The organism is Streptomyces sp. NRRL WC-3605, from assembly GCF_001509795.1.
Taxonomy (GTDB): Bacteria; Actinomycetota; Actinomycetes; order Streptomycetales; family Streptomycetaceae; genus Streptomyces; species Streptomyces viridochromogenes.
The window spans coordinates 74,338-98,544 of sequence record NZ_LLZN01000002.1 but is presented as its reverse complement, the minus strand read 5'-3'; the positions used below and the strand labels follow the sequence as shown (position 1 = coordinate 98,544).

General features: G+C 74.2%; 28 protein-coding genes. 13 read left to right on the top strand and 15 right to left on the bottom strand.

From position 1 onward, the window contains the following. Positions 1-89: 89 nt before the first annotated feature. Positions 90-2,018 (top strand): collagenase, encoded by a 1,929-nt coding sequence (locus ADL34_RS02525; protein WP_062669789.1) that lies wholly within the window; start codon positions 90-92, stop codon positions 2,016-2,018. Between the two features lie 46 nt (positions 2,019-2,064). On the opposite strand, the gene ADL34_RS02520 is transcribed toward ADL34_RS02525, so the two are convergent. Beyond that, positions 2,065-3,042 carry a LysR family transcriptional regulator gene (locus ADL34_RS02520; RefSeq protein WP_062669787.1) on the bottom strand — a complete coding sequence of 326 codons (978 nt, stop codon included), beginning with the start codon at positions 3,040-3,042 and terminating at the stop codon, positions 2,065-2,067. Positions 3,043-3,160: 118 nt separating this feature from the next. Here ADL34_RS02520 and ADL34_RS02515 point away from each other — a divergent pair, with 118 nt between their 5' ends. Continuing rightward, positions 3,161-3,853, top strand: a complete 693-nt coding sequence (locus tag ADL34_RS02515) for a type 1 glutamine amidotransferase domain-containing protein (RefSeq protein WP_062669785.1) — start codon at positions 3,161-3,163, stop codon at positions 3,851-3,853. A 60-nt stretch (positions 3,854-3,913) separates the two neighbouring features. On the opposite strand, the gene ADL34_RS02510 is transcribed toward ADL34_RS02515, so the two are convergent. Together ADL34_RS02510 and ADL34_RS02505 are read right to left on the bottom strand one after the other, a co-directional pair. Continuing rightward, positions 3,914-4,822 (bottom strand): peptidoglycan-binding domain-containing protein, encoded by a 909-nt coding sequence (locus ADL34_RS02510; protein ID WP_062669873.1) that lies wholly within the window; start codon positions 4,820-4,822, stop codon positions 3,914-3,916. A gap of 117 nt (positions 4,823-4,939) precedes the next feature. Then, complete coding sequence (locus ADL34_RS02505) at positions 4,940-6,277, bottom strand: phosphoribosyltransferase family protein (RefSeq protein ID WP_062669783.1); 1,338 nt, start codon at positions 6,275-6,277, stop codon at positions 4,940-4,942. A 196-nt stretch (positions 6,278-6,473) separates the two neighbouring features. On the opposite strand from ADL34_RS02505, the gene ADL34_RS02500 reads away from it, so the two are divergent. Next, positions 6,474-6,875, top strand: coding sequence for an SseB family protein (locus tag ADL34_RS02500; protein WP_062669781.1), 402 nt, complete (start codon positions 6,474-6,476; stop codon positions 6,873-6,875). 31 nt (positions 6,876-6,906) lie between these two features. On the opposite strand, the gene ADL34_RS02495 is transcribed toward ADL34_RS02500, so the two are convergent. Continuing rightward, the gene (locus ADL34_RS02495) at positions 6,907-7,296 is read right to left on the bottom strand and encodes a MarR family winged helix-turn-helix transcriptional regulator (RefSeq protein ID WP_062669779.1); all 390 of its coding nucleotides are present in this window, start codon (positions 7,294-7,296) and stop codon (positions 6,907-6,909) included. Positions 7,297-7,417: 121 nt separating this feature from the next. Then, positions 7,418-7,768 carry a VOC family protein gene (locus tag ADL34_RS02490; RefSeq protein WP_062669777.1) on the bottom strand — a complete coding sequence of 117 codons (351 nt, stop codon included), beginning with the start codon at positions 7,766-7,768 and terminating at the stop codon, positions 7,418-7,420. A 309-nt stretch (positions 7,769-8,077) separates the two neighbouring features. Here ADL34_RS02490 and ADL34_RS02485 point away from each other — a divergent pair, with 309 nt between their 5' ends. Then, on the top strand, positions 8,078-8,365 hold the full coding sequence (locus ADL34_RS02485) for a helix-turn-helix domain-containing protein (protein WP_062669776.1): 288 nt from the start codon (positions 8,078-8,080) through the stop codon (positions 8,363-8,365). A gap of 5 nt (positions 8,366-8,370) precedes the next feature. Here ADL34_RS02485 and ADL34_RS02480 read toward each other — a convergent pair whose 3' ends face one another. Next, complete coding sequence (locus tag ADL34_RS02480; protein ID WP_086870093.1) at positions 8,371-8,841, bottom strand: SRPBCC family protein; 471 nt, start codon at positions 8,839-8,841, stop codon at positions 8,371-8,373. 272 nt (positions 8,842-9,113) lie between these two features. On the opposite strand from ADL34_RS02480, the gene crcB (ADL34_RS02475) reads away from it, so the two are divergent. The 6 genes from crcB (ADL34_RS02475) (at position 9,114) to ADL34_RS02450 (ending at position 13,200) form a co-directional block, all read left to right on the top strand. Beyond that, on the top strand, positions 9,114-9,575 hold the full coding sequence (gene crcB / locus ADL34_RS02475) for a fluoride efflux transporter CrcB (protein WP_062669774.1): 462 nt from the start codon (positions 9,114-9,116) through the stop codon (positions 9,573-9,575). After that, positions 9,572-9,946, top strand: coding sequence for a DUF190 domain-containing protein (locus ADL34_RS02470; protein ID WP_062669772.1), 375 nt, complete (start codon positions 9,572-9,574; stop codon positions 9,944-9,946). The genes crcB (ADL34_RS02475) and ADL34_RS02470 overlap by 4 nt, the downstream gene beginning before the upstream one ends. Next, positions 9,943-10,317: a fluoride efflux transporter CrcB gene (gene crcB / locus ADL34_RS02465; protein ID WP_062669770.1), complete on the top strand. Its 375-nt coding sequence runs from the start codon at positions 9,943-9,945 to the stop codon at positions 10,315-10,317. Before ADL34_RS02470 ends, crcB (ADL34_RS02465) begins: the two co-directional genes overlap by 4 nt. 132 nt (positions 10,318-10,449) lie before the next feature. Next, positions 10,450-11,151: a FadR/GntR family transcriptional regulator gene (locus ADL34_RS02460; RefSeq protein ID WP_062669768.1), complete on the top strand. Its 702-nt coding sequence runs from the start codon at positions 10,450-10,452 to the stop codon at positions 11,149-11,151. A gap of 50 nt (positions 11,152-11,201) precedes the next feature. Further along, positions 11,202-12,212, top strand: coding sequence for an asparaginase (locus tag ADL34_RS02455; protein WP_062669767.1), 1,011 nt, complete (start codon positions 11,202-11,204; stop codon positions 12,210-12,212). A gap of 55 nt (positions 12,213-12,267) precedes the next feature. Then, complete coding sequence (locus ADL34_RS02450) at positions 12,268-13,200, top strand: glutaminase (RefSeq protein ID WP_062669765.1); 933 nt, start codon at positions 12,268-12,270, stop codon at positions 13,198-13,200. A gap of 10 nt (positions 13,201-13,210) precedes the next feature. Here the strand turns inward: ADL34_RS02450 and ADL34_RS02445 are convergent, their stop codons facing one another. The 3 genes from ADL34_RS02445 to ADL34_RS02435 form a co-directional block, all read right to left on the bottom strand. Next, positions 13,211-14,368: a D-alanyl-D-alanine carboxypeptidase family protein gene (locus ADL34_RS02445; protein ID WP_062669763.1), complete on the bottom strand. Its 1,158-nt coding sequence runs from the start codon at positions 14,366-14,368 to the stop codon at positions 13,211-13,213. A 93-nt stretch (positions 14,369-14,461) separates the two neighbouring features. Further along, entirely contained in the window at positions 14,462-15,691 is a 1,230-nt protein-coding gene (rho, locus tag ADL34_RS02440) for a transcription termination factor Rho (RefSeq protein WP_420714266.1), read from the bottom strand. 248 nt (positions 15,692-15,939) lie between these two features. After that, positions 15,940-16,338: a nuclear transport factor 2 family protein gene (locus ADL34_RS02435; protein WP_062669869.1), complete on the bottom strand. Its 399-nt coding sequence runs from the start codon at positions 16,336-16,338 to the stop codon at positions 15,940-15,942. 71 nt (positions 16,339-16,409) lie between these two features. On the opposite strand from ADL34_RS02435, the gene ADL34_RS02430 reads away from it, so the two are divergent. The 3 genes from ADL34_RS02430 (at position 16,410) to ADL34_RS02420 (ending at position 18,594) form a co-directional block, all read left to right on the top strand. Beyond that, positions 16,410-16,967 carry a PadR family transcriptional regulator gene (locus ADL34_RS02430; RefSeq protein ID WP_062669759.1) on the top strand — a complete coding sequence of 186 codons (558 nt, stop codon included), beginning with the start codon at positions 16,410-16,412 and terminating at the stop codon, positions 16,965-16,967. Positions 16,968-16,971: 4 nt separating this feature from the next. Continuing rightward, a complete protein-coding gene (locus ADL34_RS02425) occupies positions 16,972-17,715 on the top strand; it encodes a class I SAM-dependent methyltransferase (protein ID WP_062669757.1) in 744 nt (247 codons plus the stop codon). Positions 17,716-17,805: 90 nt separating this feature from the next. Next, a complete protein-coding gene (locus tag ADL34_RS02420; protein ID WP_062669755.1) occupies positions 17,806-18,594 on the top strand; it encodes an acyl-CoA thioesterase in 789 nt (262 codons plus the stop codon). Here the strand turns inward: ADL34_RS02420 and ADL34_RS02415 are convergent. The 6 genes from ADL34_RS02415 to ADL34_RS02390 form a co-directional block, all read right to left on the bottom strand. Next, complete coding sequence (locus ADL34_RS02415) at positions 18,564-19,307, bottom strand: GntR family transcriptional regulator (RefSeq protein ID WP_062669753.1); 744 nt, start codon at positions 19,305-19,307, stop codon at positions 18,564-18,566. The two genes, ADL34_RS02420 and ADL34_RS02415, sit on opposite strands and share 31 nt — an antisense overlap. Positions 19,308-19,438: 131 nt before the next feature. Further along, entirely contained in the window at positions 19,439-20,605 is a 1,167-nt protein-coding gene (locus ADL34_RS02410) for a serine hydrolase domain-containing protein (RefSeq protein ID WP_062669751.1), read from the bottom strand. Positions 20,606-20,728: 123 nt separating this feature from the next. Further along, entirely contained in the window at positions 20,729-21,697 is a 969-nt protein-coding gene (locus ADL34_RS02405) for an acetylxylan esterase (protein WP_062669749.1), read from the bottom strand. A 97-nt stretch (positions 21,698-21,794) separates the two neighbouring features. Then, positions 21,795-22,379 (bottom strand): hypothetical protein, encoded by a 585-nt coding sequence (locus ADL34_RS02400; RefSeq protein WP_062669747.1) that lies wholly within the window; start codon positions 22,377-22,379, stop codon positions 21,795-21,797. A 97-nt stretch (positions 22,380-22,476) separates the two neighbouring features. Further along, positions 22,477-23,250 carry a ferredoxin reductase gene (locus tag ADL34_RS02395; protein ID WP_062669745.1) on the bottom strand — a complete coding sequence of 258 codons (774 nt, stop codon included), beginning with the start codon at positions 23,248-23,250 and terminating at the stop codon, positions 22,477-22,479. Beyond that, the gene (locus tag ADL34_RS02390; protein WP_062669743.1) at positions 23,243-23,848 is read right to left on the bottom strand and encodes a sulfite oxidase-like oxidoreductase; all 606 of its coding nucleotides are present in this window, start codon (positions 23,846-23,848) and stop codon (positions 23,243-23,245) included. Before ADL34_RS02390 ends, ADL34_RS02395 begins: the two co-directional genes overlap by 8 nt. Between the last annotated feature and the right edge of the window lie 359 nt (positions 23,849-24,207).

Genomic DNA, 24,207 nt, shown 5'->3' with positions numbered 1-24,207 from the left:
GGCATTGTTGGCGCGCATCGGTGTTGAGACAGTCCCCACACGCCTCAGCACCCCACCCCGAGGCGCATCCGTCCCTGGAGGATCCCTCGATGCGCTACCGCTTCGTGCTGCCCAGACGCATGGCGTCCGCACTGATCGCCGGCGCCGCCCTCACGGCCGTGATCACGGCCCCCGCACCGGCCGCGCAGTCAGGCCCCACCCCCACCGCCGCGTCCACCGGGACACCCGCACCGCCCCCGGCCGGGCCGTCCCCCGACACCACCTCCGCACCCGCCGTCCAGGAACGGCCGGTCAAATCGGTCGAGTTGCCGCCCCTGACACCGACCCGCCTCCCCGTCCACCGGACCCCGGCACCCGGCCTGCGCGCCGCCGCCTGCACCCCCGCCGACTTCGGCAGCCGTACCGGGGCGGAGCTCGTCGCCTTCGTCCGGGCGGCCACCACGGACTGCGTGAACAGCCTCTTCTCCGTCGGCGCCACGGACGCCCGGGCCGTCTTCCGGGAGGCCCAGATGGTCACGGTCGCCGACGCCTTCACGCGCGTCGCGCGGACGTACGGCGGCGACAACGCCTCCCGTATCAGCCAGCTCGTCCTCTTCCTGCGGGCCGGGTACTACGTGCAGTACAACCACCCCGACGGCACCGGCCCCTACGGCCCCTCCCTCAGCGCCGCCACCACACGCGGTATGGACGCCTTCTTCGCCCGCCCGCGCTCCCGCGACGTCACCGCGGCCAACGGCGACGTGCTGCGCGAGGTCGTCGTCCTCACCGACAGCGCCGGCAGGCAGGCCCGCTACCTCGACGTCTACCAGCGGATACTCGACGACTACGACCGCTCCTACGACAGCCTCCCGAGCATGCTCGCGGCCGTGAACGCCGTCCACACCCCGCTCTGGCGCGGCAACTGGAACCCCGCCTACGTCCGGGCGGTCATCGCCGACCGCTCCGTCGTACGGACCCTGCACACCTTCGCCCTCGCCCATCTCGACCTGCTGGGCACCGACCGCGGGTACCTCACCTCCAACGCCGGCATGAACCTGGCCCGGCACGTCGAGCACCCCGAGCTGCGGACCACTGTCCGGCCCCGCGTCCGGCACCTGCTGGACACCGCCCGGATCACCGGCCGCACCGCCGCGCTCTGGGTGAGCGTCGCCACCCAGGCCGACGCCTACGACGCCGGCAACTGCGCCTACTACGGCATCTGCGACCTCGAGGGCCGGCTGATGCGGGCGGCCCTGCCGATCACCCACCGCTGCGACGCCGCCCGCACGATCCGCGCCCAGTCCCTCACCCGGGCCGACCTCGACGCGGCGTGCGCCAGCCTGCTCGGACAGGACGCCTACGTCCACGACCTCGTCCGGGACCCGGGACCCATCCCGGGCCAGCACCTGTCGACCCTCGACCTCTACGTCTTCGCCGGGCGCGAGGACTACCGCACCTACGCCGGCGCGATCTTCGGCATCAGCACCGACAACGGCGGCATGACCCTCATCGGCGATCCGGACGACCCGGCGAACGCGCCCTTCGCCGTCATGTACCGGAAGAGCGAGGACACCGGGCACGCGGCCCGCATCTGGAACCTCAACCACGAGTACACGCACTACCTGGACGCCCGGGACAACCTGAAGGGCGACTTCGGCCGGCAGACCTCGGTACCGGACGTCTGGTGGATCGAGGGCTTCGCCGAGTACGCCTCCTACGGCTACCGGGGCCGCACCTACACGGACGCGGTCAGCGAGGCTGGACGGCACACCTACCGGCTCAGCACACTGTTCCAGAGCACCTACGCCAACAGCGACGTCACCCGCACCTACGCCTGGGGATACCTGGCCGTGCGCTACATGCTCGAACGGCACCCGGCGGACGTGCACCGCATGCTGGAGCGGTTCCGCGCCGGTGACTACGCGGGCGGGCACGCCGTGTACGCCACCGGGATCGGCACCCGTTACGACGCCGACTTCGACGCCTGGCTGACGGAGTGCGCCGCGGGCGCCTGCGCGGCCGCCACCACGGCGGGCTGAGCCACGGTCCGCGGCCGCGCGGGGGCGCCCCGCGCGGCCGCGGACCTCACCAGGCGGCGGCCAGCTCCAGCAGATGGTCGCGGACCAGGGCGACATGCGGGTTCCCGGAGGACCCCGGGCGCTGGACGAGGAAACCGGTGTTGATCGGCGGGTCGTCCGGGTCGTGCAGCAGCGTCAGCGCCCCGGAGGCCAGCTCGGCGGCGCACAGGTAGCGGGGGAGCACGCTGAACCCCGTGCCGCCCGCGACCGCCGCCGTGACGGCGTTCAGATCCGGCATCGTCACCGCCGGCTGCCGGGTCAGCCGGCGGCCGAAGACATGACGCCAGTAGCGGCGCACGATCGGCACGTCCTCGGCGTAGGCGACCAGCGGCACCCCGTGCAGGGCGGCCGGGCCGTCCGCCGCGAGCCGGGCCGGACCGCCCACCCGCTCGGCCCAGCCGGGCGAGGCGACCAGCACGAACTCCTCGTCCATCAGCGGCACCGAGGCCAGCGCGCGACCACGCGGCCGGTAGGTCGCGATCACCAGGTCGTAGCGGCCCGCCCGCAGATCCGCGAGGAGCGGCTCCGTCAGCCCCGGCGTGACCCGCAGCCGTACGCCCCGGTCGACCAGGGGCGCGAGGGCGGGCATCACCCGGCGGGTCAGCAGCTCGGCCGGACCGGCCAGGTGCACCGGCTCCGCCGGGTGGGTGTCGTCCGCGCCGCCCGGCCCGGTGACCCCGGCGAGCGCGTCCAGCGGCTCCACGATCCGGGCGGCCAGCTCGTCCGCGTACGGCACCGGGGCGACCCCGCGCGCCAGACGCCGGAACAGCTCCCGGCCCAGCTGCCGCTCCAGGGTGCGGATCTGGGTGGTCACCGTCGGCTGGGACAGCGCCAGCAGCCGGGCGGCGGCCGTGAACGAGCCGGTGCGGTAGACGGCGAGGAAGGTCCGCAGCAGGTTCAGGTCCACCGGAGCCGCGGAGCCCGGAGGGACCCGCGCCCCGTCCTCCCCGCTCTCCAGGCTGTCATCGGAATCCCTATGGCTCATATGGACAAGCCTATTGGATTCGCATGGGTGGGCGCGCGTACGGTCGACGTCGCCGGGCAGGGGCGGCCCCTCGCCCGTCGCCCGGTACGCAGCAACTCCGTCTCCCGAGAGAGCTCCCATGTCGAAGATCCTTTTCGTGATGACCGGCGCCGACCACCTGACGCTGGCCGACGGCACCGAGCACCCCACCGGCTTCTGGGCCGAGGAGGCCGTCGCCCCCTACGAGGCGTTCAGGGCCGCGGGCCACGAGATCACCGTCGCCACGCCGGGCGGTGTCGTGCCGACCGTCGACAAGGCGAGCCTGGCACCCGAGTTCAACGGCGGCCAGGAGGGCGCCGACCGGGTCGCCGCAGTGCTCGCCTCCATGACCGAACTCGACGCCCCGCTGCGGCTGGAGGACGTGCGCCTCGACGACTACGCCGCCGTGTTCTACCCCGGCGGCCACGGCCCAATGGGGGACCTGGCCGCCGACGCCGCCTCCGGCGACCTGCTGACCCGCGCGCTGCGCTCCGGCAGGCCGCTCGGCGTCGTCTGCCACGGCCCGGCCGCGCTGCTCGCCGCCACCGGTGACGGCGGCAACGCCTTCGCCGGCTACCGGGTGGCCGGTTTCACCAACGAGGAGGAGACCCAGGGCGGCCTCGCCGGCCGGCTCACGTGGCTCCTGCAGGACCGGCTCACCGAGGCGGGCATCGAGGTCGACGCGGGCGAGCCGTGGGCCCCGCACGTCGTCACCGACCGCAACCTGGTCACCGGTCAGAACCCGGCGTCCTCGGCCCCCCTCGCCGCGGAACTGCTGAAGCGCCTCGGCTGACGGGCCGTCAAGGCGCCGGCGGCCGTCAGGGCTCGGCGCCTCCCAGCAGTCCGGCGCCTCTTACGGGTCCGGCGTCCCTCGGGGCTCCGGTGTCTCGGACTCCAGCACGGCGCGCGTCGGACGCCCGTAGACGCCGGACTCGTCGTCGAGGACGACGCGGGTCAGCTGAAAGGCGCGCACCGCGCTCTCGACGGACCCGCCGTACACCCCGTCGGCCTCGCCCGCATAGAGGCCGGTCCGGCGCAGACGGAGCTGGAGTTCGACGACCTCGGGGCCCCGGTCGCCCCGGCGCAGGACCGGCGGTTCCCCCGCCTGCCCGGTCGGGGAAGGGGTCTGCCCCCCGGAGGGGGCCGCGGCGGAGGGCCCCGCCGACGGGGTGCCGGAACCTTTCGTCGGTGTGGGGGAGAGGTCGGTGGACCGGGTCGCCGAGGGCGTGTCCACGGATGGCCCGGGCGATGACGGGGACGCGCCGGCGGAGGACGCCCCGGCGGTGGCGGTGCTCCCGGTCGCGGCCCCGGACGACGTGGCGTCGGGGAGGGGTGCCCGCAGGCCCTCGCCGGTGTTGCCCCGCTCCGGGCCGTCGTAGCCGAACAGCCCGCCGAACGACGCGCCCGTCACCGCCACGGCCAGCAGGGCACCGGCCCCGGCGATCAGCGGGGTGTGCCGGCGGCGGGGGCGCTCCGGGACGGCCGCTGCCACCTCGTCCACCCTGGGGGAGGACACAGCCGGACTCCCGGCCGGTGGCTCTCCGGCCGGGGGTGGTGTGTCCGCCCCGCCGTCGTCCGTCTCGCCCAGCCCCACGAACGGACGGATCCGCACCGGATCGAAGTCCTCCGCGGCCGCCACCTCCGCCGTGCGCGCCTGGCGGCGGGCCTCGGCCGCTCGGTCCGCGCAGTCGCAGGCAGGGGTGCCGTCAGGCGCCCGTGCGGCGCCGCAGGCCGGGCAGACGAGACGGTCGGGTTCGCTCACGTGAGGGTCCTTCTCCATGCGGGACCCCAGAGTCTAGGCATAAGTTCAACACTCAATCTCCACGTAGCGAGAGGATGGCGGAGGCCCGTCCCCGGGCGGCCGAAAGCAGCCGCACCCTCAGGCAGAACGGCGTGGCGGGACCCCCGTGGCCGGCCGTCCGAGGTGCCCGGCGAACCAGTCGCGGGCCAGTTCGGCGACCGTGCGCAGGGCGCCCGGCTCCTCGAAGAGGTGGGTCGCGCCCGGGACGACGGCGATCCGGTGCTCGCAGTGCATCCTGTCCGCCGCCAGCCGGTTGAGGCTGAGCACCTGGCGGTCCCGGCTGCCCACGACGAGCAGCGTCGGCGCGCGCAGCCGGGTCAGCGCAGCCGGGGTCGCGAGGTCGGGCCGGCCGCCCCGGGAGACGACCGAGCGGATACCGGAGCCCGACAGCGCGGCCGCCTCCAGCGCGGCCGCCGCCCCGGTGCTGGCGCCGAAGTAGGCGACGGGCAGGCCGGTCCCCGCGTGCAGCCACACCGACGCGGCGTGCAGCCGCCGGGCCAGCAGCAGGATGTCGAACACGTTGTGCCGGTCGTGCGCCTCGCCGTCGGTGAGCAGGTCGAGCAGCAGGGTGGCCAAACCGGCCCGGTGCAGCTCGGCCGCCACGTACCGGTTGCGCGGGCTGTGCCGGCTGCTGCCGCTCCCATGTGCGAAGGCCACCGCCATCGTGGCCCCGTCGGGCACCACCAGCCACGCGCCGAGGTGCGTCCCCGCGGCCGGGATCCGCACCTCACGGTCCACCCCGGCGGCCGTCCCGGTCGCGCCCTCCCGGGCGGGCGGGTCCGGCGCCCCGGCCCCCGCGAGCAGGGAGACGACCTCCGCGTCCGGGACCTGGGCGAAGTCCCGGTACCAGGCGCCCACCGAGCCGAAGTCCCCTGGCGTGCGCGGGCACACGACCGCGTCGGCCACCTGCCGCAGCCGGGCCACCGAACGCTCGGGCGCCACGGGCACCGCGAGCACGACCCGGGCCGCGCCCTGCCCCCGCACCACCCGGCAGGCGGCCTCGGCGGTGGCGCCGGTGGCGAGTCCGTCGTCCACCACCACGGCCGTGCGGCCGGTCACCGGCACCGCCTTCCGGTCCCGCCGGTAGGCCCGCACCCGCCGCTCCAGCTCCGCGCGCTCGGCCGCCTCGACCGACGCAAGGGCGGTGGACGTGATCCCGGCCGAGGACATCACGTCCTGGTTGAGGACCCGTACGCCGTGCTCGCCGATCGCCCCGAACGCCCATTCCGGCTGACCGGGCACCCCCAGCTTGCGCACCACCAGCACGTCGAGGGGTGCGCCCAGGCTCCGGGCGACCTCCGCCGCCACCGGCACCCCGCCGCGCGGCAGGCCCAGCACCACGGCGCCGGGGCCGCGCAGCTCCGCCAGCTCCCCGGCGAGGAGCCGCCCGGCAGTCCGGCGGTCGTCGTACCGCATACCCGCCTCCCGCACCCGCGAGGACCGGAATTCGCCGCGTCCCGTGTCTTCAGGCTACGACCGTTCCGTGCCGTCCTCAGCGCTTCGCGGCGCACGGAGGAATGCCCCACTCCGGATCGGGTAGGCGGGCAGGACCGCGCCGAGGCCGAAGCTGCCCTTGGCGGGTCGTACGACTGCCGCTACCAGGGGATTCGTCATGAACACACCCGCGCACGACAACTCCGCCACCCCGGCCAGGCGCGCGCTGGACGCGTTGGCCGACAACACCGAGGACCGGACGGCGATGGACACGCTGGCGAGCAGCGACGTCCTGGTGCCCGTGCCCGACGACGCCGGCGACGGCGACGCCATGGACCCCGGTGTCGTGGCGCTCCCGGTGATCGAACGGTCGGGCGCCGAGCCCGTGGTCCCCGTGTTCACCTCGGAGCCCGCCATGGCCGAGCTCCTGCCCTATGTCTCCCGCTACCGCGTGGTGCCGCTCGGCGCGCTCGCCTCGCAGTGGCCCGCGGACGAACTGGCCCTGTCGATAGACGCCGGGTCCGAGCACCCGCTGACCCTCACGTCCGAAGGGGTGCGCACGCTGCTGGCCCGGCCCTGAACGCGCCGGACGCCCGGCGCCGGCCCACGGGTCAGGCGCCGAGCATCCGGGCCAGCGCGGCGCGCTGCAACGGCAGGACCTCGGCGTGCAGGTCACGCCCCTTGGGGGTCAGGGTGACGTACACGCCGCGCCGGTCCTCCACGCAGACGGAACGCTCGACGAGACCGTCCTTCTCCAGGCGTCCGATCAGCCGTGACAGCGCGCTCTGGCTCAGATGGACCCGCCCGACGAGATTCTGGACCCGGCACGCCGAGCCCGTGTCGGGGACGGAGGACGCGAGGATGTCCAGCACCTCGAAGTCGCTGGCGCCCAGTCCGTGCGGATGCAGGACGCGGTCGATCTCGCACATCGTCCTGGCGTGCACCGACAGGATGTCGCGCCACCGTTCCGCCAGCCCCGCCTCGGCCGTGTTCGCTGCCATACCCGCACGGTAGCACCGATCCGAGCATTTGTTGACCACGCAACTAGTGCATGCGCAAGGGGCGGCGGCGCGCCCCCGTACCGGTACCGGGTAGGTGGACGCGCGCCCGGATGGGTGCCGCTCAGCCGGTCGGATCCTGGAGCAGCCCGACGGGGTTGCCGTCGGCGTCCCGGACCGAGGCGATCAGCCGGCCGCCCCCGACGTCATGGACGTCCTCCACCGTCTCGGCGCCCGCCGCCACCAGCGCGGCACAGGTCGCCCGGATGTCGCTCACGTGCCAGTAGGGGACCGGGCCGGTCATGCCCTTCGCGTGCCCGTTGGGATCCAGGCCGACGTCCTGCCCGGCGTCCTTGAAGCCGACGTAGTACGGCTCGTCCACATACGGCTCCACGCCCAGCAGTGCGCCGAACACGGCCTTCGCCGCGGCGAGGTCCTTGACGGGGTAGATGATCGTGCTGGCTCCGGCGGTCATGGCGCCCTCCTGGTGAGCTGTCCCGACGTCCCTCGTCGGTGCTCTCACGCTAGGACGCCCCGCGCCGGACTGCTTCTCGATTCCTGACCGGCCGCCGGCGTCGGGCCCCCTCTGCTCTTTCCGGTCGCCCGCCGGGCCTCACCGCCCCCTGTCGCGACGTCCGCGCCGGCCGTGGCGTGCGGACACGAACTCCCGTGCCGTACACGGGCGTTCGGTACCGGACAACGACCCGTGAGTCCCGGACACGGAGGTGCGCCCTGCGGGACAGTGGAAGCGCGCGCCACGCCGCGCCGGACGGAGGGGAACGACATGCTGAGGACTCCCGTCGACGAGACGCGCCTCGCCATCCTGGAATGGCTCAGGGATCCGGCCGCGCACTTCCCCGAGCAGCGGCACGGCGACCCCGCCGAGGACGGCGTCACCGCCTCCGCCGTGGCCGCGCGCCTCGGCGTGCCCCGCGAGGTCGCCGAGACCCACCTCGCCCTCCTCGCCGCCCTCGGCCTGGTGCGCGCCACACGCGTCCGGCGACGCACCCACTACCGGCGCGACGAGGTCCGCATCGCCGAACTGGCCCGCATGTTCGAGAAGGGCTGGTAGCCGCCCTACCGGGTGGGGGGCACCGGCTCCCGGCCGGGCCCGTGGTGCTCGCGCACCGCGATCCGGGCCAGCTTCGTCAGCATCATGCCGTTGCGGATCGCCACGACGTAGTCGACGGGCAGCCCGTGCATCCGGGTGCCGGGTCCCCGCAGGGGGTGCCAGTCGATGACGAAGAGGGTGTGCTCGTCCCAGGGGATCAGCCGCATCGCGACACGGGCCGCGCCGAAGGGGGCGGCCCGGGCCTCCAGTTCGAGCCGCCGCCCCGGCTCGCAGATCCGGACCACCACGGTGTCGTCCAGCGTCACGGGACCGGCTCCGACGCGTACGCGCAGCCGGGCGCCCACGTCGGGCCAGTGCGGGTCCACGGTGAGCACCCGCTGGGTCCCCGTGACCCATTCCCCGTACCGCCGGCCGTCGGCCAGCAGGCTCCAGACCTCGGACGGTGAGCTGAGGATCAGACGGCGGTTGCGGGCCATGCCGACCACGTTCCTTCCCCCGTACCGACTCGTCGGGCATCTCGACCGTAACCGGCGGGCACCCGCCCGGCATCCGCTGCGAGGGGCGGGCGGGGCGGCCCACGGGCGGGGCGGCCCACGGGCGGGGCCGATAGGCTGGTGTCCGGCCGCGATCACCCTCGCGGCGCGGCGGTGGGGCCCGCCGTACCCGAACCGCGGCAGTGCGCCGCCAACGGTCCCTACTTGCAACCGCGCGGCCCGCTGCCGGGCCCAGGCGAGTAGGAGACATCCGCATGACCACCCAGGACACCGACCCCCTGCGTGCCCCCGCGCGGGCCACCCGGCCGCCGGCCTGGCGGGCCCAGGTGCCGGTCGTCGCGGTCGTGGCGCTCGGCGGGGCCCTCGGGGCCACCGCCCGCTACGCGGCCTCCCTGGCGTGGCCCGCCGGACCGGGCGCGTTCCCCTGGGCGACCTTCTGGGTCAACGTCACCGGCTGTGCCGTGATCGGCGTCTTCATGGTCCTCATCACCGAGAGATGGCCGGGGCACCGTCTGCTGCGCCCCTTCTTCGGCACAGGGGTGCTCGGCGGTTTCACCACCTTCTCCACCTACGCCGTCGACATCCGCACCCTGGTCGACGACGGACATCCGCGCACCGCCCTGGCCTACCTCGCCGCGACCCTGGCCGCGGCGCTCACCGCCGTCTGGCTCGCGTCGACGGCCACCCGCCACGCCCTGAGGAGGAGGCCGTCATGACCGGACCGACCGGCCGCGCCCTGCGCCTGACCGTCCTCGTCGGTGAACACGACACCTGCCACCACCGCCCGCTGTACTCGGAGATCGTGCACCGCGCCCACGAGGCCGGTCTCGCCGGCGCCAGCGTCTTCCGCGGCATCGAGGGGTTCGGCTCCTCCTCGATGATCCACACCTCACGGCTGCTGTCCCTCAGCGAGGACATGCCGGTGGCCGTCGTGATCGTCGACACCGAGGAACGCGTCCGCGCCTTCCTGCCGCAGCTCGACGACATCGTCACCGAAGGGCTCGTCACCCTCGACGCGTGCGAGGCCGTCCACTACCCCCGCCGCACCGGGCCCGGGGAACCGGGGGAAGGGGAGACACCGGCGTGAACTGGCTCCTGGTCATCGCGGGAGCCGCCGTCGGCGCGCCCCTGCGCTACCTCACCGACCGCGCGGTGCAGTCCCGCCACGACTCGGTGTTCCCGTGGGGCACCTTCACCGTCAACATCGCCGGCTGTCTCGTCCTCGGCCTGCTCACCGGCGCCGTCGCCGCCGGCGCGGCGGACTCCCACCTCCGGCTGCTCATCGGCACCGGCCTGTGCGGCGCCCTCACCACGTACTCGACGTTCTCCTACGAGACTCTGCGGCTCACCGAGACCGGGGCGGGGCGCTACGCGCTCGCGAACGTGGCGGGCAGCCTGGTCGCGGGCCTCGGCGCCGTCTTCCTGGGCGTCACGATCGCCGAGGCGGTCTGGGCGTAGGGGGTGTCTGACACCCCCTAGGACGCCCGTGAGCACGCCGCTTGACAGGAACCGCCACTCGAACGGACCATCGATCCCGTGAACCTGTCAGACAGCCGGACAGCCGGACAGCCGCCGCGCCGGGTCAGCGCCATGGAAGCCGTGCTGGCGCACCTGCGCGACGCCATCGAGCGCGGCGACTACGCCGTGGGCGACAAACTGCCCTCCGAGGCGGAGCTGTGCCGCACCCTGGAGATCAGCCGGCCCGTGCTGCGGGAGGCCCTGCGGGCCTTGCAGACCATGGGGCTGACCGTCTCCAAGACGGGCAAGGGCACCTTCGTCGTCGCGAGCAGCGTCGAGGAACCCGTGTTCGGCGACTACACGGCAGGCGACCTGATGGAGGTGCGCCGGCACGTCGAGATCCCGGTCGCCGGGTACGCGGCACGGCGCCGAACCCCGGAGAACCTCGACCACCTCGCCCACCTGCTGGACCGCATGGAGCGGGAGACGGACACCACCGCGTGGGTCGCGATGGACACCCTCTTCCACCTCGGCGTCGCCGAGGCCGCCCAGAACCCCGTCTTCCGGCGGGTCATCGAGGAGATCCGCGACGCGCTGGCCCGCCAGTCGGCCTTCCTCAACGAACTGGGCGGCCGCCGCGAGCAGTCCGACCGCGAACACCGCGCGATCCTCCGGGCCCTGACCGACGGCAGCGAACCCGACGCCGCCGAGGCCATGACCCACCACCTCGACCGCGTCGGCACCACCCTCACCGACATCGTGCGCCGCGGGCGGCCCGACGGCGCCACCCCTGCCGCCGGGCACCGGCCCCCGAACCCCAGGCCCGCCACGTGACCCCCGTGACGGCCGGCCACCCCTCACCGACCCACGACCCCCAGGCAGTGATGTACACCAGCACCATGGCGGACGCACCCCTTGTCCGCGCCCCTCTCCACGCCCCCGTCGCCCACCTGATACGCAGCGGCGTCATCGAGGGAATCCACCACGGCTCCGTCGTCGTCCTCGGCCCCGACGGCGCCGTACGGTTCCAGCTCGGCGACATCGAGGCCGCCTTCTACCCGCGCTCCGCGATCAAGCCCGTCCAGGCGGTCGCCATGGTGCGCGCCGGACTCCCGCTCGACGGGGACCTGCTGTCGCTCGCCGCGGCCAGCCACTCCGGCGAGGAACGCCACCTCGCGGGCACCCGGCGCATCCTCGAACTCGCCGGACTCACCGAGGACGACCTGCGCAACGTCCCGGACCTGCCGTACGACCCGGTCGTGCGGGACACCTGGGTGCGCGAGGGCCGTCCGCCGTCCCGGCTCGCCCAGAACTGCTCCGGCAAGCACGCGGCCATGCTGTACACGTGCCGGCTCAACGGCTGGTCCCTGGACGACTACCTCGACCCCGCCCACCCGCTCCAGCAGGCCATCGCCGAGATCGTCGAGGACCTCACCGGGCAGCGCGTGGCCCGGGTGAGCGTCGACGGGTGCGGGGCGCCGCTGTTCTCCGTGTCGCTGCACGGGCTGGCGCGCGCCGCCGCCCGGATCACCACGGCCGCGCCCGGCACCCCCGAGGCGCGTGTCGCGGACGCCATGCGCACCCACGCCGAGATGGCCTCCGGCTCGGGCCGGGACGTCGCGGCCCTCATGCGGGCGGTGCCCGGACTGCTCGCCAAGGACGGCTTCGAGGGCGTGCAGGTCGCCGCCCTCCCGGACGGACGGGCCGTCGCCGTGAAGATCGCCGACGGGGCCGACCGGGCGCGCGTCCCGGTCGCCGCGGCGGCGCTCGCGTGGGCCGGCGTCGACCCCGCGTCGCTCGCCGAGTTCCGGGGAGAGGCCCTGCTGGGCGGCGGCCGCGAGGTCGGCCGGGTGCGGCCCGTCCCCGCGCTGGAGCCCACGCCGGCCCCGGCCTGACGGCCGGACCCGGCCGCGGGACACGCGGGAACCCTCGGAAGGGCATGATGTGATCATGGCAGCGTCGACGTCGTCCCTGACCTTCCAGCCGGTCCTGGAGCGCATCGCCGAGGAGATCGGCCGGACCCCTGGGCGGGGCCGGCCCGCCGACTACATCCCGGCGCTCGCGGCCCGCGACCCGCGCAGCTTCGGCATGGCGGTCGCCGAGCTCGACGGCACCGTGTACGGCGTGGGGGACTGGCGCGAGCCGTTCTCCACGCAGTCCATCACCAAGGTGTTCACCCTCGCCCTGGACCTGGCCCGCGAGGGCGACGCGCTGTGGGAGCACGTGGGCCGCGAGCCGTCCGGCAACCCCTTCAACTCGCTGGTGCAGCTGGAGTACGAGAACGGCATCCCGCGCAACCCGTTCATCAACGCCGGCGCCCTCGTCGTCACCGACCGCCTGCACACCCGCACCGGCGACGCGGCGGGCGAGCTGCTGTCCTTCCTGCGCGCCGAGAGCGGCGACGCCGGCCTGGACTTCGACCACGACGTGGCCGCCTCCGAGACCGCGCACGGCGACCGCAACGCCGCCCTGGCCCACCTGATGGCGTCCTACGGCAACATCGACAACCCGGTGCCGGAGCTGCTGGACGCGTACTTCCGGCAGTGCTCGATCACGGCGTCCTGCGCGGACCTCGCGCTGGCGACCATGTTCCTGGCCCGGCACGGCGTCCGTGCCGACGGCTCCCGGCTGCTCAGCCGCAGCCAGGCCAAGCAGATCAACGCGATCATGCTGACCTGCGGTACGTACGACGCCGCGGGCGACTTCGCCTACCGGGTGGGCCTGCCCGGCAAGAGCGGGGTGGGCGGCGGCATCATCGCCGTCGTCCCCGGCCGCTGCACGCTGTGCGTGTGGAGCCCCGGGCTGGACGAGCGCGGCAACTCGGTGGCCGGCGTGGCGGCCCTCGACCGGTTCACCACGCTGACCGGCGTGTCGGTCTTCTGACCCACCCCGGTCACTGCGTGCGTCCCCGCGTCGCCAGCGACACGGCACCCGCCCCCACGCCGGCCGCACCGGCGATCGCACACGCCTCCGCCCAGCCCGCCGCCTCCTTCCCGGGCCCCGGGGCGGACGCCACAGGCTCCGCGCTGGGCCCCGGGCCGGGGCGAGCCCTGCGGCCGTCGAGCGATCCGACCGGTTCGACGTGCCCGGCCGCGCCGAAGCCCCAGTCGAGCAGGGCGGCCGCCTCCTCGTACACGGGGTGCCCGCCGCCCGCCCTGGGGTTGAGCACCGTCACCACGAGGGTGCGCCCGCCACGGCGCGCGGCGGCGATCAGGGTGTTGCCCGCCTCGGTGGTGTATCCGTTCTTGACGCCGATCGCGCCGGGGTAGCGCGCCACCCCGTCCGCGCCGGTCAGCAACCGGTTGGTGTTGCGGATCCCGTACGCCCGGCCGCCGACGCCGGGGAACAGGGCCTCCGCCGTACCGCAGTACCGCGCGAAGTCGGCGTTGCGCAGCCCCGCTCGGCCGAACACCGCCAGGTCGTACGCCGACGACACCTGGCCGGGGGTGTCGTAGCCGTCCGGCGACAGCACCCGGGTGTCGAGGGCGCCCAGGGCCCGAGCCTTCTCCTGCATCCGCTCCGCCGTCTCCCGCCAGCCGCCGTTGAGCGAGGCCAGCACGTGGACGGCGTCGTTGCCCGAGCTGAGGAACACCCCCCGCCACAGGTCGGCGACGCGGTACGTCCGGCCCTCCGCGACGCCGACCAGGCTGCTGCCGGCACCGATGCCCGCGAGGTCCTGGGGGCGCACGGTGTGCGGGACACCGGCGGGCAGCGTGGGCAGCACCGTGAGGGCGAACAGGGTCTTGAGGGTGCTGGCGGGCGGCAGCGGGCGGTGCGCCTCGTGCGCGGCGAGGACCTCGCCCGAGCCGGCGTCGGCCACCAGCCAGGAGCGCGCGGAGAGCCTGGGCAGCGCGGGCGCGTCCGCGTGCGGCCGCACCTGGGTGCCGGACCGGTACAGCAGCGCGGGGGGCGGAGTCGCGCGGGGCCCGCGGGGCGGGTCGGGGTCGTGCCCGGTGAGCGCGGACGCGGAGGCGGGCGCCAGCGCCAGCAGGCCGGCCGCGCCGAGGGCGCAGGCGGACAGGAGGGTCCGGGCAGTAAATCCGATCTTCATACTGCTCAACGTAGGAACGGGAGGCCGTCACGGGGCGCTGCCCCGGCCGGTCGGGCCGCTGCGGCACCCGGACGGGCGATGCCCGCCCGCGTGTCAGGCGCCCGGCAGGGTCGGCTGGATGCGCCGCAGGAAGGTGGCGTTGTCCGGGGTCTCCCGCATCCGCTCCAGCAGGGTCTCGGTTCCGCTGAGGCCGTCGCGGGCGCGCAGGGCCCGGCGCAGACCCCTTACGACGGTCAACTCGGCTGGGGACAGCAGAAGTTCCTCGCGGCGGGTGCCGGACGGGTCGATCTCGATGGCGGGGAAGACCCGGCGGGAGGCCAGCTCCCGGCTGAGCCGCAGCTCCATGTTGCCGGTGCTCTTGAGCTCCTCGAAGAAGAAGTCGTCGGCCCGGGACCCCGTCTCCACGAGGGCCGTGGCGAGGATGGTGAGCGAGCCGCCCTCCTCGGCGAGCCGCGCGGCGCCGAAGAACCGCTTCGGCCCCTGCAGCGCGGCCGCGTCGACGCCGCCGCTCAGGGTGCGGCCGCCGGACGCGGCCGCGTTGTTGTGCGCCCGGCACAGCCGGGTCAGCGAGTCGAAGAGCACGACGACGTCCTCACCGGCCTCCACGAGCCGCTTGGCCCGCTCGACGACCAGCTCGGCCAGCGCGATGTGCTGCCTGGGCGCCCGGTCGAAGGTCGAGGCGTACACCTCGCCGCGCACGGAGCGCCGCATGTCGGTGACCTCCTCAGGGCGTTCGTCCAGGAGGACGACCATCAGCCGGCACTCCGGGTGGTTGCCGGCGACGGCCGCCGCGATCTGCTGGAGCAGCACGGTCTTGCCCGTCTTGGGCGGGGCCACGATCAGCCCGCGCTGCCCCTTGCCGACGGGGGCCATCAGGTCGGCGGCCCGCCCGGCCGGTCCGGACGCCGGATGCTCCAGGCGGATGCGCTCGCGGGGGTGCAGCGGGGTGAGGTCGGCGAAGAGGGGCCGGTCGCCGCCGGGGGCGCGCCCGTTGACGCGGACGACGTCGGTGAGGGTGCGGCGGTCGCCGCGTTCGCCGTCGACGAGGTCGCCCTTGCGCAGGCCGTACCGGCGGATCAGCGCGGGGGAGACCTGCGGGTCGGCGGGGGAGGGGAGCAGGTTCGTGGCCCGCAGATGTCCCTTCCCGCTCGCGTCGACGTCGAGCACGCCGGTGACGGCGTGGACGGCGCTCCGCTGTCGTGCGGCCGGGGGGTGTTCGAGTGTGGTGGTCATGGTGCGGGGTCCTTTCGGACGGAGGGCAGGGAACAGGCGTAGGGGAAGGGAGGCCGCGGAGACGGGAAGGCGTGGAACGGGCCTTCGCATGCGGGGGGAACAGCACCTCGTCGAACGGTGCGAACCGCTCGTCACAGAGGTGGAAGGAGAAAGCCACCGGTACGCCGACCGGCGAACTCGGGAGAAGATCAGCACCGGCGCCCACGACGGGGCGTACACAAGTGCTGACTCGACGGTAGCACGCGCATTCGGCGCGTGGCGAGAAGTCCCGTGAAACGGGTGGACGGCGGCTCGGGGGAGCCGCCGTCTCCGCCGGCCGAGGGCCGGCCGGTGAACGCCTACGCGGAGCGCGCCTCGGCGTCCGCCAGGATCTGGTCGAACTGGGCTCCCATGGCCTCGGCCAGCGCCTGGGCGCCGGACAGCGGGCGCACCATGACCATGAAGTCGTCGATCAGCCCGTCCTCGTCCACCGACAGGAAGTCGCACCCCGTGATCTGCTTGTCGCCGACCCGTGCGGTGAAGACGAGCGCGTGCTCGCGGCCGCCCTCGTCGTGGATCTCGCGGATGTACCGGAAGTCCTCGAAGACCCGGACGACCCCGCGCAGGATCGACGCCGTGATCGCCTTGCCGGTGTACGGCTTGAACACCACCGGGCTGGTGAAGACGACGTCCTCCGCCAGCAGAGCCTCGATGGCGTCGGTGTCGCCCGCCTCGACCGCCGCACGGAACGCGTGCATCCGGATCACCTCATAGTCAATTAGTTGAGTAGGTGCGGTTGACAATAATCACCCGCTGTTACGGTGTCCACATGTCCCTCAAGTACGCCGTGCTGGCCGCCCTGCTGGAGGGCGAGGCCTCGGGCTACGAGCTGTCCAAGATCTTCGACATCTCGTTCGCGAACTTCTGGCCCGCGACCCCGCAGCAGCTCTACCGCGAACTCGAACGCCTCGCCCAGGACGGCCTCGTCGAGGCCCGGTTCGTACAGCAGGAACGGCGGCCCAACAAGCGGATGTTCACCCTCACGGCCGCCGGCCGCGAGGAACTGCGCGGCTTCGCGGCCGAGCCGCCCCGGCGGCCCACCGCCATCCGCGACGAACTGCTGATCAAGGTGCAGGCGATGGACGATCCCGAGACCGCCCGCGCCCTGGTCGAGGAGCGGCGGGGCTGGGCACGCGGCAAGCTCGACCGCTACGAACGCGTCCGTGAACGCCTCCTGGACGGGCGCACCGAGGACGCGTACCTGGAGGAGGCGGAACGCGTCGGGCCGTATCTGACACTGCTGGCCGGCATCTCCTTCGAGGAGGAGAACCTGCGCTGGTGCGACCGCGTCCTCGCGGTCCTCGGACGACGCGTCGCGGCGGGGTGAGCCGATGTTCGGTCCCGAGGGTCCCGGCCTGCGCGAACTCACCGTCCATGCCCTGTCGTCGGTCGAGCGCGGCTACGACCTGCTCGCCCCCAAGTTCGACCACACGCCCTTCCGGACCCCGGACTCCGTGCTGACCGCCGTGACCGCGGCCCTCGCGCGCGGCGGCCCCTACGACGAGGGCCTCGACCTGTGCTGCGGCACGGGGGCGGGGCTGGGCGTCCTGACCGAGCTGTGCCGGCGGGGTGTCACCGGCGTCGACTTCAGCGCGGGCATGCTCGAGGTCGCACGGGAGCGGGGCGACGCGGCCCGGAACGCGGACGCCGGGCCACGGGTGGGCTGGGTGCGCGCGGACGCCCGGGCCCTGCCGTTCACCGCCGCCTTCGACCTGGTGGTGAGCTTCGGGGCGTTCGGGCACTTCCTGCCGCGCGAACTGCCCGGCCTCTTCGGCCAGGTCCACTCCGTCCTGCGGCCGGGCGGACGCTTCGCCTTCCCGGTCGTGGCACCGCCGCGCCCCTCGTCCCCCGGCTACTGGGCGCTGCTCGGGTTCGACGCGGTGATGCGGGTCCGCAACGCCGTCCGGCGGCCGCCGTTCGTCATGTACTACCGGACCTTCCGGCTGCCGGAGGTGCGCGCGGCTCTCGTGGAGGCCGGGTTCGAGGTGACCTGGCAGCCGCTGCCCGGGTTCGGGACGCGGCGGGACGGCAGCCCTCGGGTGCGGATGGTGATGGCACACCGTCCTCCTGAGTGAGTCAGCGGCACCCGACCAGGTGGGTTGGATTTTCGAACCGAATGCAGGGTAAGGGTTTGTTTTTCAAACTTACCTGGCTATCGTGGCCGGGTGAGCACCTCGACCGACACCGAGACCCGCGTCGACCCCGCCTGGTATTCCTGGGAGGGGGCGCACGGCGGCCATGTCGCCGCCCTCGCGCTGACCACCGTCCGCGACCGCTTCGCCGGCGGAGCGCATCCGGTCCGCACGCTGACCGCCCACTACCTCGCGCCCGTGGACGGCAGTCCGCTGCACTTCTCCGGCACCGCCCCGGCCACCCCCGGCCGGCGCACGGCGACGTGCGTCTTCACCGGCCACCAGAACGGCGTCCCGGTCCTCCTCGGGTCCGCGCTCTTCGGTGCCGGGCGCCAGGGAGTGCGGCACGACACGCACCCGGCACCCCGCGTGCCCGGACCCGGCGACTCCCCGCTGCTGCGTCTGCCGGCCGACCTGTCCCCGTTCTCGCAGCAGTTGGAGATACGCCCCGCGACCGCGGACCGCCCGCTCGCCGGCGGGGAACGGGCCGAACTCACCGCGTGGATCCGCTTCCTGGACGGCCGGCCGCTCGACCCGGCCGCGGTCGTCACCCTCACCGACGCCCTGCCGCCCGCGCTGTACGCCGTCTGGGACACCCCGCGTCCCGTTCCCACCGCCGAACTCACCGTCCACCTCACCGACGCCCTCGACGAGGGCGCCCTCGACGGCTGGGCGCTGGTGAGGATCCGCACCGAACACGCGGGCGGCGGCTGGGCCGTCGACGACAGTGCCGTCTGGGCCGCCGACGGCCGGCTGCTCGCCCTGGGCCGCCAGTCGAGGGTCGTACGCCCTCAGCCCGCCGCCGGGACCGTGAACTCGTAGACCAAGGCGTCCTGGTGGGCCTCCATCACCAGGTCCGTGATCTCCAGCGGGCGCCCGTACTGGTCGTGCGAACGCCGGGTGACCCGGACCGAGGAGCCGCCCGGGAGCCGGGTGATGGCGTCCCGGTGATGCAGGGTCAGGCCCGCGCTGCGCATCCAGTCGTAGGCGCGGCGCAGTTGGGCCGCACCGGAACCGTCCGCGCGGTCCCGGTAGCGGGCCAGCTCCACCACCTCCGCGAGCGCGAGCGCCGAGAACGTGGTCACCGCCGTGCGCCGGGCCCGCCCGTCGGCGCCGGCGGACTCGTAGCGGTGCACCAGCGTCGGCCGGTGCCGGTCGATCCCCAGCGCTGCGGCGTGCTCCGGCGACGGCGGCTCCCAGAGCACCACGGACCGGTCCACGGCACCGGGACCCGCGGCCCGGGCGCCGATCGGGAACGCCACCGACGTCGGCGCCTCGACCGGCAGCCCCGGCAGGCTGGCGTGGCTGCCGCGCCGGTCGGTGGCGACCAGACCGCTGCGGCGCAGCACCTCCAGCGCCTGCCGTACGGTCTCCCTGCTGACTCCGAAATGCCCTGCCAACTGGCGTTCCCCCGGCAGCCGTTCGCCGGGCGGGATGGTGCCGTCGCGCAGCTCGCCCAGCAGCTGGGTGGCGATCCGCCAGTACAGCGGCTGCGTGGTGGTGAGAGGGCGTTCGTGCGGGGTGGTGCGGACCATGCCGCGCCTCCTGATCGGTGACGTGTCGTAGCCGTGCGGGCTCCTTGCGTCACCAGATCCAAGCATTGGTCTAAACCATGAGGGAAGGGTGGACCTCCACTTCGGCCGAAACCGCGTGGTCGTCCCTTGACTCAGAGTGAGGCGTACACGGCGTCGACCAGGGTCGTCTTGCGGGGATCGTCGGCGATATGAGGTCCCATCCGGTTCATCACGTACCCCAGCGACACCCCGGCCTCCGGGTCGGCCAGACCGCAGGATCCGCCGAAGCCGTCGTGTCCGAAAGCATGCGGGTTCGGCCCGTACGAGCCGTTCGGGCCGCTGAGCCACAACCCGAGCCCGAGCTCCGTCTCATGGCCCAGTCCGGCCCCCAGCACCAGGTCGCGGCACCTGCCCTGCCCCTCCCGCACCCGCTCGGCCGCCTCGGGGGACAGGAACCGCCGGCCGCCGTACGAGCCGGCGCCCGCGAAGATCCCGTACAGGGCGGCGACCGCGCGCGCGGTGCCGTGCCCGTTCGCGGCGGGGATCTCGGCCGCCCGCCACGCGGGCGTGTTGGCCTGGTCCGCGCCCACCGCCGGATTGGCCAGCGCGGCCAGCACCGCGGGCGGCATCGCGGCGAGCGCGGCCGGCCCTTCGCTCCCCGGGCCGGCCGGGGGCTGGACCAGTTCGGCAGCGCGGCCGGACTCCTTCTCCGGCAGCCCGATCGTGAAGTCGACGCCGAGCGGACCGGTCACCTCGCGCTCCAGGAACGCCGCGGGCCGCAGCCCCGACACCCGCCGCACGACCTCCCCGACCAGGAAGCCGTACGTGAGGGTGTGGTATCCGGACCGTGTCCCCGGCGTCCACCAGGGTTCCGTCGCCGCGAGCCGCCGGGTCGTCTCCTCCCAGTCGTACAGCTCCTGGAGTGTGTGCGGCTCGCGCAGGCCGGACAGGCCGGCCCGGTGCGCCAGCAGATGCCGGACGAGGACCTCCTCCTTGCCCGCCGCCGCGAACTCCGGCCAGTAGGCGGCCACCGGTGCGTCCAGGTCGAGCAGCCCCCGGTCGGCCAGGATGTGCGCGCACAGCGCTGTCGGTCCCTTGGTCGTCGACCAGACGTTGACCAGGGTGTCGCGCTCCCAGGGCCGACTGCGCGCCCTGTCCGCCCAGCCGCCCCACAGGTCCACGACCGTTTCACCGCCGACCGTGACGGCGACGGCGGCCCCCAGCTCGTCCCGCTCCCGGAAGTTCGCCTCGAACGCCGTGCGCACCGCCTCGAACCGTGGATCGCAGTGCCCGTGCACCCGCGCCGCAAGGTCCGTCATGAGTCGCCCACCCCTCGTCGTCCACCGGAGAATGAGGGCCACGGTGCGGCCCCGGACCAGAACGTACCGACTGGTCGGACTGTGCGGAAGGGTGCCGGTACGGCGCGCCGCGGCGGGACGCCGTCAGACGCGGGAGCGCAGCCAGTCCAGCTTGACGGCCTCGTGGTACGGGCCGCCGCCCTCATGGTCGTTGAAGTCGTAGACCTCGATGGCCTTCTCGTCGTGCGCCCAGGCGTTGAACGCGGCGAAGACCGTCGACGGCGGGCAGGTCTGGTCCTCCAGCGCCGCCGAGAACAGGGCGGGTGCCCGGCCGCGCGCGGCGAAGTGGACGCCGTCGAAGTACGACAGAGTGCGCAGGACGTCGGCCGTGCGCCCCCGGTGCGTCGAGAGGTAGAAGCCGATCTCCCGGTACGGGCGACGGTCCGTCAGCGTCGTCGCGCGCGGGAAGTCGCACAGGAACGGCACGTCCGGCGCCACCGCCGTCAGGTCGGGCACCAGTCCACCGACCGCGATCGCGATGCCGCCGCCCTGGCTCTCGCCCGCCACGACGGTCCGGGCGGCGTCGGTGAGCGGGTGGGCGCGGGCCGCCTCGACGGCACGGACCGCGTCCGTGAACACCCGGCGGTAGTAGTAGTTCTCGGGCGCGTCGACACCCCGCGTCATATGGCCGGGGAACGCCGGCCCGGCGCCCACCGGGTCCGGGGTGCCGCCGCCCCCGCCCCAGGTGCTGCCCTGCCCGCGGGTGTCCATCGTGAAGTGCGCGCGGCCCGTGGACGCCCACAGCAGGTTCTCGTGCGGCAGCCCGCGTCCACCGCCGTACCCGACGAACTCCACGATCAGCGGCAGCGGTTCGCTCGCCCCCGCGGGCAGCCGCAGCCAGCCCTTGACGGGGTGCCCGCCGAACCCGGCGAACGTCACGTCGTACACCCGCACCGTGGTCAGGCCTGTGTCTACCGGCTCGTAGCGGACATCGAGGTCGTGTTCGCGTGCCTCGTCCAGCGTCCTGGACCAGAAGGAGTCGAAGTCCTCGGGCTCGGCGGACGCGCTGCGGTAGGCGCGCAGCTCGTCGAGCGGGAGGTCGAACAGGGCCATGGAGACCACCTTGCGAGGAGGGAGCACGGACACCGCACGCTACGTCGAAGATCGGCGAGCTGACCAGGGCTCCCCGCGTGGACGAGGCGGGCGCGGCTCAGACGCCGCGGCCCGTCCACGCCGGTTCTGTGGCGGCCCACGCCCGGTCCCACTCGGCCAGCCGGCGTCGCATCGCCGCGTGCCGGACGAGGCCGTGGCCGAGGACGACGACCGCGGCCGAGGCGCCGGTCGCGCACACGCCCATGGTCACCGCGTGCTGCCGTACGGCGAAGTCGTCGGGCGGCGGGTGCACGCTCCGTCCGGCGGCATCCAGCCACACATGGACCGTCTCGCCGGGCCGTGTGCCCGTGGGGACGCGTACGGCCGTCGTCCGCGGCCCGGTTGCCGGCTCCGTCCAGCGGACCGTCACCTTCGCCGACGGCCGCCGTCCGGTCTGCGGGGTGTGCAGCGCACCCGAGACCGTGCGGACGACCATCGCCGGCACCTGCCGTCGTTCGGCACGCTGCTTCTCGGCCGTGGCCCGGGCGTCCCCATGGGCGCACCAGCCCGCGACCACCCCCACCAGGGGCGCGACCACGAACAGCAGCAGGCCCACCCCGAGCAGGGTCCACGTCTCGACGACATCCGACCGGCGCCGCAGCTCGTTGTGCCGCAGACGCCGGCCACGCACCCGGCTTCGCATGCCGTCCAAGTACCCCGAACACCGGCCCCTGTTCCCCGCCGGGACCCGGCTTCCGCCGCACCCCGGCGCGGTGGGCACTTCCGTGCCGGTGCCCGGGTCAGCCGAAGCGTTCGATCCGGATGCGGTCGACCGGCTGGCCCGCGGCCACCAGCAGCCGCGACGCGTGTTCGGCGAACCCGTTGGAGCCGCACACGTAGGCCTCCCACCCACCGGGAGGCCGCTCGGCCAGGTGCGGCGCCACATGGGCGGCGGACATACGTCCCACGGGCACACCGGCCGGCGCCCTGCGGGTGAACACCGCCGTCGTCTCGGAGCCGTACTCCGACGCGTAGACCAGCTCCTCCGGGCTGCGGGCCGACACCAGCAGCCGCAGCGGCACGCGCGAGCCACGGGCGCGGTGGTGGCGCACCATCGACATCAGCGGGACCACGCCGGAACCCGCGCCGAGCAGCAGCGCCGGCCGGTCGCCCGGCCACGCGAAGAACCCGCTCACCGGGCCGCGCACCTCGACCGTGTCGCCCGGCTCGGCCACCGTGTGGAACCAGCCCGACACCTCACCACCGTCGACATGGTCCAGCGTCAGCTCGATGTGGCCGGTGCCGTCGGGCGCGGACGCGATCGAGTAGTGGCGCTGCGCCACATAGCCGTCGTGCGCCCTGAGCCGCACCATCAGATGCTGGCCCGGCAGGTGCCCCGGCCAGGCGGGTACCGAAAGCCGGAACGTGGCCACCCGCGGCGTCTCACGGCGGATCCCGGTGATCGTCGCGGTCTGCCACTCGGACGCGGCCTGGTCGTCGACGGCGATACGGCCGGGCACGGCGAACCGGGTCGGGGGAGTGAAGGACGGGGGCGTCCCGAGGGTCTCAGTCACCGGAGTACCGCTGCTCCTCCCAGGGGTTGCCGCGCGGGTGGTAGCCGTTGCTCTCCCAGAAGCCCGGCTCGTCGTGGTCGAGGAGGCGCAGACCCGCGATCCACTTCGCGCTCTTCCAGAAGTACAGGTGCGGCACGATCAGCCGTGCCGGTCCGCCGTGCTCGGGGGCGAGCGGCCGCCCGTCGTACTCCCAGGCGATCCAGGCCCGTCCACCGGTCACGTCGGCGAGCGGGAGGTTGGTGGTGTACCCGGTGTGCGCGTAGGCGACCACATGGGTGGCGGACCCATGGGGCCGGACCACATCCAGGAAGGCGTCCAGCGAGACACCGCCGAACCGCACACCGAACTTCGACCAGCTCGTCACACAGTGGATGTCGCCCTCGTACGCGGAGGCGGGCAGGGCGTGCGCCTGCTCCCAGGTCCAGGTCCGCGGACGCTCCACCAGGCCGTCGACGCGGAACGTCCACTCCTCGGGCGTCAGCTCGGGGGTGACCTCCGCGGACAGGACGGGCCAGTCGTCCCCGGCGTCGTACTGGCCCGGCGGCAGGGCGGCGTTCTGGACGCGCGGGCGTCCGGTGAAGCCTCGGGTGACATGCATGGGGGTGGGGCCTCCAGGCCGCCGCGGGCGACGGCCCGCTGGTCGAACGGGATCGGCAGGTGCGCGTACCACCGTACGACGTCCCGGAGGAGAACCCGCGCGCGGGACGACCGGACACACACGGGCGGTGAGGCGGTGACGGCGGTGACGGCGGTGACGGCGGAGAGGGCGGCGGACGGCCGCCGCCCTCGCGAGCGGCTGCCTCCGGCCCCGTCGCCATCACCGGGAACGGCCCGGACCGTTGCGGTAGGGTGTGCCGTCCAGCCGGGAGAGCCCCGGCCCTGGAGACCGGGAGGTGGGACCCATCACCGCTGTGTCAGGTCGGGTGCTCACCCCTCGGAACGACGCGGGCCACCGCC

Bases quoted from the DNA above. Each gene is read 5' to 3' on its own strand.
- ADL34_RS02520 (WP_062669787.1), bottom strand. From the start codon at position 3,042: ATGAGCCATAGGGATTCCGATGACAGCCTGGAGAGCGGGGAGGACGGG.
- ADL34_RS02445 (WP_062669763.1), bottom strand. From the start codon at position 14,368: ATGAAGATCGGATTTACTGCCCGGACCCTCCTGTCCGCCTGCGCCCTC.
- ADL34_RS02515 (WP_062669785.1), top strand. From the start codon at position 3,161: ATGTCGAAGATCCTTTTCGTGATGACCGGCGCCGACCACCTGACGCTG.
- ADL34_RS02480 (WP_086870093.1), bottom strand. From the start codon at position 8,841: ATGGCCCGCAACCGCCGTCTGATCCTCAGCTCACCGTCCGAGGTCTGG.
- ADL34_RS02390 (WP_062669743.1), bottom strand. From the start codon at position 23,848: ATGCATGTCACCCGAGGCTTCACCGGACGCCCGCGCGTCCAGAACGCC.
- ADL34_RS02470 (WP_062669772.1), top strand. From the start codon at position 9,572: ATGACCGGACCGACCGGCCGCGCCCTGCGCCTGACCGTCCTCGTCGGT.
- ADL34_RS02455 (WP_062669767.1), top strand. From the start codon at position 11,202: ATGTACACCAGCACCATGGCGGACGCACCCCTTGTCCGCGCCCCTCTC.
- ADL34_RS02495 (WP_062669779.1), bottom strand. From the start codon at position 7,296: ATGGCAGCGAACACGGCCGAGGCGGGGCTGGCGGAACGGTGGCGCGAC.
- ADL34_RS02415 (WP_062669753.1), bottom strand. From the start codon at position 19,307: ATGGTCCGCACCACCCCGCACGAACGCCCTCTCACCACCACGCAGCCG.
- ADL34_RS02490 (WP_062669777.1), bottom strand. From the start codon at position 7,768: ATGACCGCCGGAGCCAGCACGATCATCTACCCCGTCAAGGACCTCGCC.
- ADL34_RS02460 (WP_062669768.1), top strand. From the start codon at position 10,450: ATGGAAGCCGTGCTGGCGCACCTGCGCGACGCCATCGAGCGCGGCGAC.
- ADL34_RS02425 (WP_062669757.1), top strand. From the start codon at position 16,972: ATGTTCGGTCCCGAGGGTCCCGGCCTGCGCGAACTCACCGTCCATGCC.
- ADL34_RS02525 (WP_062669789.1), top strand. From the start codon at position 90: ATGCGCTACCGCTTCGTGCTGCCCAGACGCATGGCGTCCGCACTGATC.
- ADL34_RS02435 (WP_062669869.1), bottom strand. From the start codon at position 16,338: ATGCACGCGTTCCGTGCGGCGGTCGAGGCGGGCGACACCGACGCCATC.
- ADL34_RS02505 (WP_062669783.1), bottom strand. From the start codon at position 6,277: ATGCGGTACGACGACCGCCGGACTGCCGGGCGGCTCCTCGCCGGGGAG.
- ADL34_RS02450 (WP_062669765.1), top strand. From the start codon at position 12,268: ATGGCAGCGTCGACGTCGTCCCTGACCTTCCAGCCGGTCCTGGAGCGC.
- rho (WP_420714266.1), bottom strand. From the start codon at position 15,691: ATGCGAAGGCCCGTTCCACGCCTTCCCGTCTCCGCGGCCTCCCTTCCC.
- crcB (WP_062669774.1), top strand. From the start codon at position 9,114: ATGACCACCCAGGACACCGACCCCCTGCGTGCCCCCGCGCGGGCCACC.
- ADL34_RS02430 (WP_062669759.1), top strand. From the start codon at position 16,410: ATGTCCCTCAAGTACGCCGTGCTGGCCGCCCTGCTGGAGGGCGAGGCC.
- ADL34_RS02500 (WP_062669781.1), top strand. From the start codon at position 6,474: ATGAACACACCCGCGCACGACAACTCCGCCACCCCGGCCAGGCGCGCG.
- ADL34_RS02485 (WP_062669776.1), top strand. From the start codon at position 8,078: ATGCTGAGGACTCCCGTCGACGAGACGCGCCTCGCCATCCTGGAATGG.
- ADL34_RS02400 (WP_062669747.1), bottom strand. From the start codon at position 22,379: ATGCGAAGCCGGGTGCGTGGCCGGCGTCTGCGGCACAACGAGCTGCGG.
- ADL34_RS02410 (WP_062669751.1), bottom strand. From the start codon at position 20,605: ATGACGGACCTTGCGGCGCGGGTGCACGGGCACTGCGATCCACGGTTC.
- ADL34_RS02405 (WP_062669749.1), bottom strand. From the start codon at position 21,697: ATGGCCCTGTTCGACCTCCCGCTCGACGAGCTGCGCGCCTACCGCAGC.